The 15162-nt window shown below is 56.9% G+C and carries 12 protein-coding genes; 4 read left to right on the top strand and 8 right to left on the bottom strand.

The genetic code is table 11. The features are described from left to right. Positions 1-246: 246 nt before the first annotated feature. On the top strand, positions 247-1200 hold the full coding sequence (locus tag ACGS9J_RS15120; RefSeq protein ID WP_442231681.1) for an aldo/keto reductase: 954 nt from the start codon (positions 247-249) through the stop codon (positions 1198-1200). Between the two features lie 67 nt (positions 1201-1267). Continuing rightward, positions 1268-1885, top strand: coding sequence for a pyridoxamine 5'-phosphate oxidase family protein (locus tag ACGS9J_RS15125; protein WP_442231682.1), 618 nt, complete (start codon positions 1268-1270; stop codon positions 1883-1885). Here ACGS9J_RS15125 and ACGS9J_RS15130 read toward each other — a convergent pair. The 3 genes from ACGS9J_RS15130 to yegD form a co-directional block, all read right to left on the bottom strand. After that, on the bottom strand, positions 1882-2391 hold the full coding sequence (locus ACGS9J_RS15130; RefSeq protein WP_442231683.1) for an AAA family ATPase: 510 nt from the start codon (positions 2389-2391) through the stop codon (positions 1882-1884). The two genes, ACGS9J_RS15125 and ACGS9J_RS15130, sit on opposite strands and share 4 nt — an antisense overlap. Next, the gene (locus ACGS9J_RS15135; RefSeq protein ID WP_442231684.1) at positions 2385-2948 is read right to left on the bottom strand and encodes a GNAT family N-acetyltransferase; all 564 of its coding nucleotides are present in this window, start codon (positions 2946-2948) and stop codon (positions 2385-2387) included. Before ACGS9J_RS15135 ends, ACGS9J_RS15130 begins: the two co-directional genes overlap by 7 nt. A gap of 197 nt (positions 2949-3145) precedes the next feature. Next, positions 3146-4498: a molecular chaperone gene (gene yegD, locus ACGS9J_RS15140; RefSeq protein WP_442231685.1), complete on the bottom strand. Its 1353-nt coding sequence runs from the start codon at positions 4496-4498 to the stop codon at positions 3146-3148. A gap of 166 nt (positions 4499-4664) precedes the next feature. On the opposite strand from yegD, the gene alkA reads away from it, so the two are divergent. Further along, positions 4665-6161: a DNA-3-methyladenine glycosylase 2 gene (gene alkA / locus ACGS9J_RS15145; RefSeq protein WP_442231686.1), complete on the top strand. Its 1497-nt coding sequence runs from the start codon at positions 4665-4667 to the stop codon at positions 6159-6161. Positions 6162-6171: 10 nt separating this feature from the next. Here alkA and ACGS9J_RS15150 read toward each other — a convergent pair whose 3' ends face one another. The 3 genes from ACGS9J_RS15150 to ACGS9J_RS15160 all read right to left on the bottom strand — a co-directional run bounded on the left by ACGS9J_RS15150 (position 6172) and on the right by ACGS9J_RS15160 (position 8603). Continuing rightward, a complete protein-coding gene (locus ACGS9J_RS15150; protein WP_442231687.1) occupies positions 6172-6522 on the bottom strand; it encodes a DNA-binding protein in 351 nt (116 codons plus the stop codon). Between the two features lie 270 nt (positions 6523-6792). Further along, on the bottom strand, positions 6793-8226 hold the full coding sequence (gene mgtE, locus ACGS9J_RS15155) for a magnesium transporter (RefSeq protein ID WP_442231688.1): 1434 nt from the start codon (positions 8224-8226) through the stop codon (positions 6793-6795). 197 nt (positions 8227-8423) lie between these two features. Beyond that, complete coding sequence (locus tag ACGS9J_RS15160; protein WP_442231689.1) at positions 8424-8603, bottom strand: YfgG family protein; 180 nt, start codon at positions 8601-8603, stop codon at positions 8424-8426. A gap of 440 nt (positions 8604-9043) precedes the next feature. On the opposite strand from ACGS9J_RS15160, the gene ACGS9J_RS15165 reads away from it, so the two are divergent. Beyond that, the gene (locus ACGS9J_RS15165) at positions 9044-11266 is read left to right on the top strand and encodes an EAL domain-containing protein (RefSeq protein WP_442231690.1); all 2223 of its coding nucleotides are present in this window, start codon (positions 9044-9046) and stop codon (positions 11264-11266) included. Positions 11267-11297: 31 nt separating this feature from the next. Here the strand turns inward: ACGS9J_RS15165 and ppx are convergent, their stop codons facing one another. Then, on the bottom strand, positions 11298-12848 hold the full coding sequence (gene ppx, locus ACGS9J_RS15170) for an exopolyphosphatase (protein ID WP_442231691.1): 1551 nt from the start codon (positions 12846-12848) through the stop codon (positions 11298-11300). Positions 12849-12858: 10 nt separating this feature from the next. Beyond that, on the bottom strand, positions 12859-14922 hold the full coding sequence (gene ppk1 / locus ACGS9J_RS15175; RefSeq protein WP_442231692.1) for a polyphosphate kinase 1: 2064 nt from the start codon (positions 14920-14922) through the stop codon (positions 12859-12861). Positions 14923-15162 lie beyond the last annotated feature (240 nt).

Below are 15162 nucleotides of genomic sequence, written 5' to 3' on the forward strand. Positions count from 1 at the left end.
GCAGGCGTGCAGGCACTCATTGCCAAAAAAGTTACACTCCTTACAGAATACTAGTTTAGCGAGGAAAGACGGCATAAAAATGAAGGAAATATGGAGGAACCGTCAGCATTGTCTGAATAAGTTGTAGATTTAATCCTGCTATGTTTATAAGCGTTGCCATCCGGCTTATAGCGAATGCGTTTTAGCGAAAATCCTGCTTTCGCGCTAATAATTAACCTGCGAATCATTAACCCCACGGAGTATGCAATGAGTCAAAAAGAACTGGGCCGTTCGGGCATCAAAGTGCCGGCACTGACCTTCGGCGGTAACGTGTTTGGCTGGACGGCAGATCGCGAAACTTCATTTAGCCTGCTGGATGCGCTGGTGGAGAATCAGCTCAATTTTATCGATACCGCCGACGTGTATTCGAGCTGGGTGCCGGGCAACCAGGGTGGAGAATCGGAAACCACTATCGGCCAATGGCTGAAAAAGAGCGGCAAGCGTGACCAGGTGATTATTGCCACCAAAGTCGGCAAGCCGATGGGCGAAGGCAAGCAGGGGTTGTCACCACGCTATATCCAGCAGGCGGTAGAGGATTCCCTGCGCCGTCTGCAGACCGACTATATCGACCTCTATCAATCACATGATGATGATCGGGACACGCCGTTGGCGGAAACCCTGGCGGCGTTCGATGGGTTGATCAAAGCCGGCAAGGTGCGGGCGATAGGCGCTTCCAACTACCAGGCCGATCGTCTGGAAGAGGCGTTGAAAGTCAGTGAGCAGAATGGGTTGGCGCGTTATGAAACCCTGCAGCCGGAATACAATCTTTATGCGCGTGAGGAATATGAACGCACGCTGGCACCGGTGGTACAGCGCCAGGGGCTGGGCGTGATCAACTTCTTCTCGCTGGCCAGCGGTTTCCTGACCGGCAAATACCGCAGCGAAAAAGATATCGGCAAGAGCCAGCGTGGTGACACCATCGTTAAGCGATACCTTAATCCGCGCGGTTTCAAAATTTTGGCGGCGCTGGATCGGGTCGCGGAAAAACACCACACTTCGCCGACGCAGGTTTCATTGGCCTGGCTGATAGCGCGGCCGGATATCACCGCGCCCATCGTCAGCGCCACCTCGCTAAAACAGTTGGATGAGCTGATTAGCGCCACCCGGCTGCGGCTGGACGCCGATGATATCAGTACCCTGAACCAGGCCAGCGTCGGGTAAAGCTGATTGCCCGACGGCATTTTTGCTCTATTCTGAATGGGTCACTGTGATCCATTCAGGAACTGCCATGCAAAGCGATATTATCAACGATCTTGCGGCGCTGGAGCAGCTGTACGGCCAGCCCGCCGCGCCGTCGGTGTTTAAAGAAGTCAGCTATATTCATCCGGTTTATCGTCCCTTTATCGAAGCGGCGCCGTTTGCCGCGCTGTCTACCGTCGGGCCGGACGGAATGGACGTTTCCCCACGCGGCGATCCGGCCGGTTTTATCCATATCGAAGACGAGAAAACCCTGCTGTTGCCGGACCGGCGCGGCAACAACCGCATCGACAGCCTGCGCAATATTTTGCATGACGACCGGGTGGCGCTGCTGCTGCTGATCCCCGGCATCGGCGAGACGCTGCGGATCAACGGCCGGGCGGAAATTCTGGTGACGCCGTCGGTGCTGCAGCGCTTCGCCCACCGCAATATGTTGCCGCGTTCGGTGCTGCGCATTCGTGTGGAGGCGGTGTTTTTCCAATGCAGCCGGGCGATACTGCGTTCCGGATTATGGGACGAAGCCAGTCGCCTTGAGCGCTCCGCCTTGCCCAGCACCGGCAGCATTCTGGCTGAGGTGAGTAAAACGCGGTTCGATGGCGAAGAATACGACAGCGCGCTGCCGCAGCGGCTGCGGGATACGCTGTACTAGCCGCGGGCGGCGCTGACGATGGGCAACAGCTGAGCCAGGCAGGCTTCCACCGTGCGGCCCGAGGTGTCGATGCGCGTCACCGGCGTGGTCCAGGGGGCGTAATCGTGGGCGCTGACGCTCCGCCAGTCGGGCAGTTGCAATCCGGCGATGTCGCCGTGGCGGGTCTCTACCCGATGGCGGTGTTCGGCGCGGTCAGAACAATGGACTTCAATTTCCAGCCAGCGGCTTCCCGCCCGCTGCGCCACCTGCCGCCAGGCTTCGCGCGTGACAGGCAGCGGATTGACTGAGTCGGCAATCAGGGTGTGACCCAGGCGCAGGTTATCTTCGGCGACGCCATAAGCGGCAAAATATCCCGCAGGGCCAATGTCATTGACCAGAGATCCGCTGTTGCGGATCGCCTGTTCAAGGGTATCGATTCGCAGATGCATTGCGGGTAATGCACTGGCCAGCGCCCGTGCAAGTGTGGTTTTGCCGCTGCCCGGCAGCCCGGAAAGTATGATCAGCATTGTTGCTCCCGCCATGATTGTTGTGCCAGCCGATACAGTACATGTTTTTGCAGCGGGTGGCCTGCGGGCAGTCGGGGATGCAGGAAACTTTCGCCATGGGACATCATGCCAATGCGTTCCATTACCCGGCGTGATGGCTTGTTGCTTTCGGCGGTAAAAGACACCACTTCAGCCAAATCCAGGCGTTCGAAAGCGTAGCGCAGTGCGGCACCGGCGGCCTCAGAAGCATAGCCTTTACCCCAGTGCGCTGCCGCTAACCGCCAGCCGATTTCTACGCAGGGTGAGCAGGGCAGATCGTCAGCCGGGATCGCCAACCCGACAAAACCGATAAAAGGCGCGCCATCTTTTTCTTCCACCGCCCATAAACCCCAACCGTTTTGCTGCATGAACTGACGGATCTTGTCAGCCTGCGCGTAGCTTTGCTCGGCTGTCAGCGGGGCGGGGAAATAACGCATCACCTGTGGGTCGGCGTTGAGGGCGGCAAATGCCGGAAGGTCTTCGTCGCGCCAGGCACGTAACAGCAACCGATCACTTTCTAAGGGGAGTATTTCACTCATCGACTTGGCTCCAGTGAACAAAGGCGCGGCAAGCCGCGCCTCAGATTACTGACAAAGTTCTTTGCGGTAAAAGCCCTGAACTGGGGGGCAATAAAAACAAAGGATTATGTCTTCTGGTTTATCCCAAACACCCGAAAACCACGTTTTTCGGGTGTTTGTCATCAGGCTAAGGCGCGGCAAGCCGCGCCTCACGGCGATTAACGGAACAGCGTTTGCGCCCAGCGAGCCAGGCCGGCGGTGACCGAGCCGAAGTCGTTGCCACCGACGATAGGAATGCCCGGCAACTGTTGTTGCAGCGCAGCGCGCAGCAGGGGGGAACGTGCGCTGCCGCCGGTGAGATAAATCACCTGCGGTGCCGTCTGGCTGCTGGCCAGCGCAGCGCTGACCTGCTCCTGAATGCGCAGCAGCGGCTGTGAGATGGCTTCTGCCAGTTGATCCTGACTGATGGTTTCCGCCAAATCAGTCTGGACGAAAGCCAGCGGCGCGCTGATGTTTTGCTGCGCCGACAGGGCGATTTTACTTTCCTCCGCCGCGCGTACCAAGCGGTAGCTCAGACGTTGCTGGTGCACTTTCAGCAGGCGTTTGACCTTTTCAGGCTCGGCGGCATCGCGGATCAAATCACGTAACATACGGCCGTTGGCAGCACTGTAAAAGTCGATCTGTGCCGGGACGTCGTTGGTAGCAACCGCGTTCCAGTAGGGCAGTGCAGGCAGGGCGATGCCTTTTTCGGTTTCGCCCCCCATGCCAAACAGGGGCATCAACTGTTTGAACGCCAGCATGATATCCAGATCGTTACCGCCGACGCGGCAACCGCTGTGCCCCAGCAGGCTTTGCTGGCGATCGGAGCGATCGCGCCATTGCGGGCCCATCAACAGAACCGAGCAGTCGGTCGTCCCGCCGCCGATGTCCACGACCAGCACGGTTTTCTCTTCGTTCAGCGTCGCTTCGAAATCCAGCCCTGCGGCAACCGGCTCGAACTGGAATTCAATCTCCTTGAACCCGGCGCGCTCGGCTGCGCGTTGCAAAATACCCTGCGCCTGTCGGTTAGCCTCTTCACCGCCGATGCCCTGGAAGTTGATCGGACGGCCGATGACCGCCTGGCTGATGCTGTCCTGCAGCACGTTTTCCGCCTGGCGCTTGATGTGGAACATCATGGCGCACACCAGATCTTCAAACAGCGCGATTTGTTGCGGTTTCAGGCCGTTGGCACCGAGGAAGGATTTCGGTGAGCGGACAAAATACACTTCTTCCGGATCTTCAACGTAATGCGCCAGCGCTTGCAGACCGAACAGCACGCTGTCGTTAGCCACCGGAATGTCTTCTTCGCGGTTGTAGTTGATTGCCCGGCGCAGCAACTGCTGGTTTTCCTCGCTGGCGGTCGGCACCTGCCAGTGGCGGTGCAAACACTCGCTCACGGCTTCGCGCGTCGGCGCGCACAGCATCGACGGCAGGTAGGGCTCGTTGTTTTCCAACGTCAGCAACTCGGGGCCGTTATCTCGCATCACTGCGACGGAACAGTTGGCCGTTCCGTAGTCGAATCCAATAAACATGTCTTTTCTCAATCCCCATGCCAATGAAGGGGGGCGACTTTACCCGAGACTTGTCCCCTGGGCAATGTACGAGCGCTCAACTGACGAAAAATTTAGCGGCAAACGGGACGGCGTGCTTAACTTAATGTCCGAATCCCGCACGTCAGCACACCCATCGAGTCGCATAATGAACAAAAAACTGACCCCGAGCGTGGCTATGAAAAACCAACAACAGGCGTTGTATGAGGCACTGAGTGCGCGCGATCGCAAATTCGACGGCCGCTTCTTCGTTGGCGTTTCGTCGACCGGCATTTATTGTCGACCGGTGTGCAGCGCCCGTACGCCAAAAATCGAGAACTGCACCTTTTATCCGAGCGCAGCGGCGGCGGAACTGGCGGGGTTCCGTCCCTGCCTGAAGTGTCGGCCGGAATTGGCGCCGGGGTTGGCGTTGATCGATCTGGGCAACCGCTACGCTCAGGTGGCGGTGCAGTTGATCGAACAGGGATACCTGTCGGAGCACAGCTGTGAGCAACTGGCGGCCCGATTGGGCATTTCCGATCGCCACCTGCGGCGTATCTTTGCCGATCAGTTTGGCGCCTCGCCGATCGATTATGCTCAGTCGCACCGGCTATTGCAGGCCAAGCGGCTGCTGGCGGATACCGACCTGCCGCTGAGCGAGGTGGCGTTTGCCGCAGGTTTCGGCAGTCTGCGGCGCTTTAATGAGCTGTTCAAGCAACGCTATCGGTTAATCCCCTCGGCGCTGCGCAACAGCAGTGGTCGTAACGAACGTACCGTTGCCAGCGGTCTGGTGTTTCATCTGGGTTACCGGCCGCCGTACGACTGGCCGCGGATGCTCGGCTTTTTGCAAACCCGTGCGGTGAGCGGTGTGGAACGGGTTGAGGGGCAGCAGTATTTGCGGGCGATCGCCATCACCCAGGGCGGCGTTGAATATCGCGGCTGGGTCAGCGTGCAGCCGGAAGAGGCACGCAATCGGGTACGGGTGGAGATTGCTCCCTCGCTTAGCCGGGTGACGACGGAAGTGTTGCGCCGCACTCGCCAGCTGTTCGATCTTGACGCCGCGCCGGATCTTATCGCCCAGGCGTTGGGGCCGTTGGCTGCTGATGCGCCGGGCCTGCGGTTGCCTGGCTGCGTCAACGGTTTCGAGCAGGCGACCCGCGCGGTTTTGGGGCAGTTGGTCAGTGTCAAAATGGCGGCAACCTTTGCCGGAAGGATGGCCGAACTGTGGGGAACCCCATTGGAGCAGCCTTACGGCGGCATTACCCATGTCTTTCCCAACGCTGAACAGATTGCGCGGTTACAGCCTGAAGTGCTGCGTCCGCTGGGCGTGCAACTGAAACGGGCGGCGGCGTTAATCGGCATTGCGCAGGCGGTCACCGAAGGGCGGTTGCAACTGGAGAACGTGCTGGATATTGAACAGGGGATCAAGGCGCTGACCGCGCTGCCGGGGATTGGCAGTTGGACGGCCAGCTATATTGCCATGCGAGCGTGGTCGTGGCCGGACGTGTTCCTGGCGGGGGACTACCTGATCAAACAGCGTTTTCCCGGCATGACGCCGCGCCAGATTGAACGCTATGCCGAAAGCTGGCGCCCCTGGCGTTCCTACGCCACGCTGCATCTGTGGCATAACGACGGTTGGGCGCCGTCAATGGAGGCCGCCGGCTAGCGGCAGCGGGTTACGCTTTGGCGTTAATTCGTGCCAGCAGACTGTCTATCCCTTCGCGCATCAGGAAGGTCAGTATCTTCTCGCGCTCGGCTTCGCTCAGGTGATAGTAATACTCAACCCATACTGCCAGCGGATCCTGACGTTCAACCTGATACTCCGCGGGATCTTCTTGCAATATCAGCAGGCTGCGCGCACCGATCGGCAGGCTGTTGATGTGGTATTCCACCGCTTTACCCTGCACGCCTTTGCGCCGACGGCTGATCCAGCCTTCGCGGCGGGCCATTAAATTGATTCCCTGTGGCGAGGAGGGGAGTCCTGCAATGCCGGTTAGCTCTCTGGCGGCAAACCACTCGTTTTTCATAGCCATTCATCCCTGAGCAATCACGTGTATAGAGGGGGTAGGACATTAATTCGCATGCTGATTTCCGTATCGAGAGGGTGTGCAGGCGATTAACGTTGACCCGTTAGTTATACCACTAACCTCTGGCGGGATAAGTAAAAAATGCGTGAGGGGAGCAAGCGACAGCGAGGTCACAGCCCGAAAGGCAGAGGGAGTCATGCTTGATAGGGATGTAGCGGCCAGCGGTGGCGCATTCAGCATGAGTGCTGATGCGCCAGGCCGGTAATGAGATTAAAGCAGGAACAGCGTAGCTAGGCCGAGGAAGATAAAGAAGCCGCCGGTGTCGGTCAGCGCAGTGATCAAGACGCTGGAACCGACCGCCGGGTCACGGCCGAGCTTGAGCATGGTCATCGGGATCACTACCCCCATCAGCGCCGCCACCAGCAGGTTGAGGATCATCGCCAGCGTCATGACGCCGCCCATTGCCCAGTCGCCGTACAGCAGCCAGGTCACGACCCCCATGATGCCGCCCCAGACCACGCCATTGATAATCGCCACCCCCAGTTCCCTGAACATCAGGCGGGAAATATTGCCGACCTCAATTTGGTGCAGCGCCAGCGCACGCACGATCATGGTGATGGTCTGGTTACCGGTGTTGCCGCCGATACCGGCGACGATCGGCATCAAGGCCGCCAGCGCCACCAGTTGTGAAATGGTGTGTTCAAACAGACCTATGACGCGCGAGGCAATAAACGCGGTACACAGGTTGATGGCCAACCATGCCCAACGGGTTTTCACCGCTTTGCTGACCGGGGCGAACACATCTTCTTCCGGGCTCAAGCCCCCCATGCGGCGCAGGTTGCTGTCGCTTTCTTCATTGACCACGTCAACGATCTCTTCGATGGTCAAACGGCCCATCAGCTTGCCTTTGGCGTCGATCACCGGGGCACTGATCAGGTCATAACGTTCGAATGCGCTGGCTGCCGCTTCAGCCTTGTCTTCCGGCAGAAAACGGGTGGGATCGCTGTCCATCACCGTCTGTACCAGAGTTTCCGGATCATTGAGCAATACGGCGGTGAGCGGCAGTTCGCCCAACAGGGTATTTTTACGATCGGTGACGAAGAGCTTGTCGGTGGCCTCCGGGATGGTTTTACGCAGGCGCAGGAAGCGATGCACGGCGCCGATAGTGACGTCGGGGCGCACCGTGACCAGTTCAAAATCCATCATCCAGCCGACGGTATCCTTGCCGTAGTGGATCATCTCGCGCACCTGTGCGCGCTGCTCCGGTTCCATGGAGGTCAGCAAGCGGCCCATCAGATTACGCGGCAGGTATTGCGCCAAATAGGCCTGTTCATCGACGTCCAGCGTTTTGATCGCTTTGAGCAGGTCTTTGTCGCTCATCTCTTCGATCAGGCTGTCCCACACCGGTTCGGCGACCTCCACCAGCGTCTGGCCACGTTTGGCGTTGCCCACCAGCCGCCACAACGCCAGGCGTTCGTCCTGCGGCAGGGCTTCCAGCAAGTCTGCCAGGTCAGCGGCGTGCATGTCGTCCAGCAGGCCGGTGATTTCAGCGGTCTGGTTGAGCAGTTCGCTTTTGCTGAGGGCGTTGTCATCCCCTGGCCGGCCGAGAATGCCATCGACCAACTCTTTGTTGTTTAACAGCAGAGAAAGAATGCGCTGGCGATACTCAGCGACTTTTTTAACGTTATGCGTTGCAGCTGACATGGTCTTCCTTACTGGCACTCAGTGATCCTTACAGACGAGCTCTAGACAAGATAGAGCATAGTGAGCGCAGGCGTCATTTTTATGAAATGGGAGCAGTTGCTGAGGAATAAGTAAGGGGTCTGACGCGCCGAAATGCTGGCCGACGGCAGGCTGCTTAACTATTCGCAAGCCCTGCTGGGGAATGTGAATCTGTGGGTTCAGGGGGTTGTGTCCTGGTTTTTCCCGCCGATCTCGGTGGTGCTTTGATAAGGGGCGAGTTTCTTTTCCTGATGATGAGGCACCGCGACAACTGCGGCATACAGCAGCCGGCCGACCAAAATGATAAAGCTGACAAACAGCACTATTTTCGTCATCTGTCCGGTGGATTTTTTACGCATATATCACCCGGCATGCCGGTTTCCTGTGTGATGCCCGTCGCCCGGCAAGCCGACGGCCCGAGGCGCATTGGGATTATTCAATGGCGATGAAGCCGAAAAATCGTAAACAGAATTCTAGCCAGTGATGACAAATATTGTCTATTTATTTCCAACGCGCGAACCCGGTATTTCACCGTTGTTTAGCTAGAGTTTGAGTTCATCAATCTAATCAGCACGTTAAGCTAATTCAAAAAATTGGCTTACACATATTTACCCAACTTTTCCCTCTTGATTGATCCGAGTCAAACCCGCAGTGAACCTGGCGCTTAAAATTCACGCCATTCTCCTGTCGCATATGATACTTTCAGCTTGCCTCATGAATGGACAGAGGTATGAAAAGGAACCTGCCTTATTACCTGAACGCGTGAATGGAATTACGCCCTGACGGACTCGTTATTTTTATGGTTAAGCCAATATTCTGGAAGCGTTTACGCGTGCACTGGTGGGGATGCCCCCTCATCTGGAGCCTGTTATTGATCCCGTTCGCCGGTTGGCTGTCGCCGCGGATCATACTGCCCGAGGGCAAAGTCTATTTGCTCTATCTGCCGCTGACTGCCTGCCTTGCCCTGCTGATGGTTTACGATTGGCGGGCGCTGCCGGGCATTGCCCTCGCCATCATGCTGCGTTATGCCCACCGGCTGGGTCTGGAAAGCGCTTTGCTGGTGACGCTGCTGTACCTGTTTTGTCTGAGCCTGTGCTGGTTGGGATATCGCAGACAAACCCAGCGTCGCTGGTGCGCGGCCCCTGGGGTGCCGGCGCTGCTGAAAGCACGGTTGATCTGGCTGGTGGCGTTGCCGGCGCTGCTGTTTGTTTGCGGTTTGAAGCTGCTGGTCGCCTTTGCCCAGTTGCCTGACGAACTGGGGATGGTGCCCGGCGATAACGGCTACCTGATGATATTGGTTAATTTCCAGGCGCTGCTGCTGGGGGCGCTTTCCGCCATGCCGTTGTTCTATTTCATGTTGCGGATACTGCACAAACCCCGATTCGCCCTGACGCTGTGGCGCCGTTTTGGCGGCGAAATGGCACCCAACGCCGATAAAAAAGAGCTGTTGCTGTGGTTGTCGGTACTGGGCGCGATGGTGGCGCTGCTGTCTTATCTGTTGGTCAACGACGCCAACCCTTTGCTGCTGGGGGGCTACGGCCTGATATTACTGTTGCCGGTGATACTGTACGGCGCGATGCGTTTCGGCTATCAATTCAACTGTATTATCTGGTCCACCACCTTGCTGGTGCTGTTTTTCCATTATCCTGACCATGCGCAGCCCGACAATCTGTTGCATAACCTGGCCGTGATCTCGTCGATGATGGTGGTGTTTACCCTGTGTATTTTCCTGATGTCGGCGCTCAATACCCGTCAACGGTTACGTCACGTCAGGGCGCAAAGCGCCGCGCTGCAAGATCCGGTGATTGGCCTGCCTAATCTTCGTGCCCTCAAACGCGATCTGGCCCAGTCCCCGCCTTCAACCCTGTGTTTTCTGCGTGTCAGCGAACTGGATCTGCTGAGCCGCAACTATGGCATGCAGTTACGCATTCGTTTCAAACAGCAATTGGCGGCGTTTCTGTACCAGGTCCTGGCCCCCGGCGAGGGAGTTTACCATCTGCCGGGGTACGATTTGTTGCTGCGCGTGGATAGCGATGACAGCGAAGAAAAGGTCGAAGAAATTTACCGCGCGCTGGAGAAATTCCGCCTGGTCTGGAATGGTTTGCCGCTTCATCCGCCGTTGGGGTTGGGGTATTGCAGCGTCGTGCCCGATTTTGAACACCTTTACCTGTTGTTGGGGGAGCTTAGCTCGTTGGCGGAGGTTTCGCTGACCAGCGGTAAACCGGAGAGCGTACAGAATGGTGGGCATGGGGTACAGGACGAAATCAAGCGCAAAGTGGCACTGTTGCATGGGGTGCAAAACTCGCTGGATAACGACGGATTTATCCTGATGGCGCAACCGATCGTGGGCCTACGCGGCGATCGGTATTATGAAATTCTGCTGCGTATGCGCGATGAGCAGGGGCAAATGGTATCGCCGAACGATTTTCTGCCGGTGGCGCATGAATTTGGCCTGGCCTATCGGTTGGATCTGTGGGTGTTGCGCAATACGTTGAAATTTATGGACTGTCACCGTAGCGAGCTGCCCAGCGCGCGCTTTGCGGTGAATTTGTCGCCTTCCTCGCTGTGCCGACCGATGTTGAGCCAGGATGTACGCAACCTGTTGCAGCAGTATCGAATCGAGCCCTATCAGCTGACGCTGGAGGTGACCGAGTCGCATCTGCTGCAGGATATCGATTATGCCGGTGCCAACTTGCAAACGCTGCGCGAGATGGGGTGCCGCATTGCGCTGGATGATTTCGGTACCGGTTACGCCGGCTACGATCGCCTCAAGATGTTGCCGGTCGACATGCTGAAAATCGACGGCAGTTTTGTGCGCGATATGCTGACCAGCGCGGTAGATTTCCAGGTGATTGCGTCTATCTGTAAAGTCGCGCGGATGAAGCGGTTGACCATTGTGGCGGAATACGTGGAAAGCATGGAGCAGTTGATCGCGTTGAAAGAGGTCGGCGTGGACTATATGCAGGGGTATTTTGTCGGCGAACCGCAGCCGTTAGCGATGCTGTTGGCGGAACAGGGATGATTGGCGCCCCCGCAGTACGGGGGCAACCGGCTCAGGCCGAGCGTTGCTCGTCTTGTGAACCTTCTTCTTCGCAAATCAGTTTCCAGCCAACGACGTCGTTCCAGTAGGCCTGTTCACGTTCGAGATCCAGTTGCACCAGGTTGTTCTGTGCCAGATAGCCGGCCGGGAAGCGCAGCGTCCAGTGGTTATCGTCGGTGTGCAGGCGCAACGTCTCCGGCGTGGTGGTCGATTGACGCTGGTTGTTGAGCAGGGTGCTCAAACGCAACAGTTGGATCAGCGGCAGATAATGCTTTTTCTTGAACAGGTTCAGGCGCGGCAACTCTTCCAGCTTAATGCCCTTGCGGTGGAAGCGCACCAGCGCCGCCAGCAGCAACTGCTGTTCCTGATTGAAGCCCGGCAGGTTGGTGTTTTGCAGAATATAAGCCGAGTGGCGGTGCATGCCGCTGTGGTTGATGCTCAACCCCACCTCGTGCAACATGGCGGCCCACTTCAGCAGCGCTTCCAACTGCGGATTCGCCAGCTTGGTGTTTTGCGCCATCCACTGTGCATACAGCAACTCGGTGGTTTCCAGCACCCGTTTGGCCTGCTCGCGGTCGATATTGTAGTGATCGGCCAGGCTTTTGGCAGTGCGGCTGCGAATATCCTGATGGCGGAAACGGCCTTCCATCTCATACAGCACACCTTCGCGCAGTGCACCGTCGGAAAGACGCAGGTCGCGGATCGCCAGCGCATCGAACACGCCACACAGAATGGCCAAACCCGGCACAAATACCGACTGACGGTCTTCCGACAGCCCCGGCAGGCTCAGCGCGTTGAAGTTTTTAAACTGCAACACCTGTTCGGTCATCATATCCAGGCGTTCGAGGGTGATCAGGCCGTCTTTTTCGCCCATCGCCACCAGCACTTCGTGTGCGGCCTTGATGGTACCGGACGCGCCTAGCGCATACTGCCAGCCCTGAATACGGTACTGCCAGGCCAGCGTCTCCAGCTTCTGCGCCGCCGCCAGACGTGCGCGTTTGAAGTTGTTCTTGCTGATTTCGCCGCCCGGGAAGAACTGTTGGGCGAAGCTGACGCAACCCATGCGGCGGCTTTCCGCCAGCAGTGGCTCAAAATCTTCGCCGATCACCAGTTCGGTAGAGCCGCCGCCGATGTCGATCACCAGCTTGCGGCCTTTTTCCGGTTGGGTATGTTCTACGCCCATAAAGATCAGGCGTGCTTCTTCCTGCCCGGCGATGATTTCAATCGGGTAGGGGATCACTTTGGCTGCGCGCTTAAGGAACACTTCGGCGTTAACCGCCTGGCGCAGGGTATGGGTACCGACGATGGTGACGTTATCCGCCGGGAAGCCTTGCAGCCGTTCGGCAAACAGCGCCAGACAGGCCAGGCCGCGTTCTATTGCCTCTTCACTGAGCACATTGTTGCTGTCCAATCCATCGGCGAGGTGGACCCGCTGTTTTAAACGTCCCAACACCTGTAAGGCGCCGTTGACGACGCGGGCAATCACCATGTGGAAGCTGTTCGACCCGAGGTCGATGGCAGCGATTTCCTGCGGTTTGTTCGTTGCAGTGCTTTTTAGCGGCATAGTTGCTGGCCTACTGTCCTGGTTGTTCCAGAGCTTTTAAATACTCATAAATGGCAACCTGAGAACGGACCTTACGGCGGTTGCCGCGCGGTACGTACTGGTTGCTCAGTTCTTTATCGAGGTAACGCGCCTTGACCGTGTCGCTGAACAGGATTTCCAGAATATCCAGAACCCGTTGTTTCAGCGTTGGATCCAGCAGCGAGACCGCAACTTCGATGCGGTAATCTATGTTACGGGTCATCCAGTCGGCTGAGGACAGATAAACCCGTTTGTCACCTTTGTTTTCGAAAACGTAAACCCGATCGTGTTCCAGATAGCGGTCGACGATACTGATTATCTGAATATTGTCACTGATCCCCGGCAGGTTGGGAATCAAAGAACACATCCCGCGCACCAACAGGCGGATTTTTACACCGGCGCCGGATGCGGTATATAACCGATCTACCAGCCCTTTATCCACCAGATTGTTGATTTTCAGCATAATGCCGGCCGGGTGCCCGGCCTGGGCGTTGGCAATTTCCTGGTCGATCAACTCATACAGCTTCAAACGCGAGTTTTGCGGCGACACCATCAGGTTGTCGAAGGTCACCGGTCGGTATGGGTTTTCGATAAAGTTGAACACCCGGCGCACCTCGTTGGTGATGCGTGAATCGGCGGTCAACAGTGAATAGTCGGTATAAATGCGCGCGGTTTTCTCGTTAAAGTTGCCGGTGCCGATATGAGCATAGCGCACAATTTCGTCGCCTTCACGGCGCGAGATCAGGAACAGCTTGGCGTGAATTTTCAAGCCCGGCGCCGAGAAGATGACGTGCACTCCGGCTTCCGTCAGGCGCTTGGCCCAATGGATGTTGGCCTCTTCATCAAAGCGTGCCTGCAGCTCCACCACCACCGTGACTTTCTTGCCGTTGTGGGCGGCGTGGATCATCGACTCGATAATGCGCGAGTCTTTCGCCACGCGGTAAATATTGATTTTGATCGCCAGCACGCTGGGATCGAACGACGCCTGGCGCACCAGCTCCAGCACGTGTTCGAAGGTGTGGTATGGGTAGTAAAGCAGCACGTCGTGTTCGCGGATGGCATCAAAGCCGTTGCGGAATTTTTCGAACCAGGTATGCCGCAGACGCGGCAGGGGCTTGTTGACCAGATTGGCCTTGCCGACGTTCGGGAAGCTAATAAAGTCTTTGAAATTATGGTAGCGACCACCGGCGATCACCGAGTCATAGTTGGAGATGCCGAGTTTGCCGCGCAGCAGTTCCACCATTTCATTCGGCATGTCACGCTGATAAACAAAACGTACCGGCTCGGCGGTCAGACGCTGCTTCAGGCTGGAGGACATCAGTTCCAGCAGGCTGGATTCCATTTCGGTCACCAGATCGTATTCCGCATCACGGGTCATTTTCATCGAATAGGCGTTGAGCGTGTCGTAATCGAAGAAGCCCTTGAAGATATCGTCCAGGCAGTAACGCAGAATGTTATCCAACAGGATCATCGGCTTGCGGCGGCGCGGTGCTTCCGGTGGCAGGTTGACGAAGCGCGGCACCTTGTCTGACGGGATCTCCAGCAACGCGTAATCGATACGCGTACCGCGGATAATCTCCACCGCCAGATAGGTGTAATCGTCTTTCAGGAACTGCACCAGGTTGGTTTCGTGGTTGATCAGGATCGGGGTGATGTGCTGGCGCAGATGCTGTTTGAAGTATTGCCGCAGCCAGATTTGCTGGTTCTCCGACACCTGGCGCTCGTTGATCAGGAAGATCTGGTTACGGGCCATTTCCAGCAGCAAATCGTTATACAGGCTGTCGAATTCCTGGTCGGTTTTTAATACCTTCGCCTGGATCTTTTTCAGCAGATGGCGTGAAGCGCCGCCAGAGCCCTGTTCTTCGCTGATCAGGATGCGTCGCTTGAGATCGGCAAAGCGGACCTTATAGAACTCGTCGAGGTTATTGGAGTAAATGCCCAGAAAACGCATGCGCTCAATCAGAGGATTGCTCTTATCTGCGGCTTCCTGCAACACGCGTTCATTAAAGGATAACCAGCTTAGTTCTTTATCGATGTAGAGCTTTTCCTGACCCATTGCCACTCCAGTTCAATTTTAGAAAAGGATCCGGGACGCAGCGCCCGAATGCCGCTCTAGTGTCCTTTATCATTATTGCGAGAGATTGACAGGAAAGTCCAACATATCCATTACCTTGGGGCGAGGCATTTTAAGACGCAAAAATATTCTCTGCGGCGTCGGGGGCGCCGGTCATGTCTGTGCAGCATAAAATGACGTTAATTCTGCCTGTATCTCCAGAGGTGAGCGGGTTTGTCATCA

The sequence above is a fragment of the Serratia quinivorans genome (genome assembly GCF_052113645.1).
Classification (GTDB): domain Bacteria; phylum Pseudomonadota; class Gammaproteobacteria; order Enterobacterales; family Enterobacteriaceae; genus Serratia; species Serratia quinivorans_B.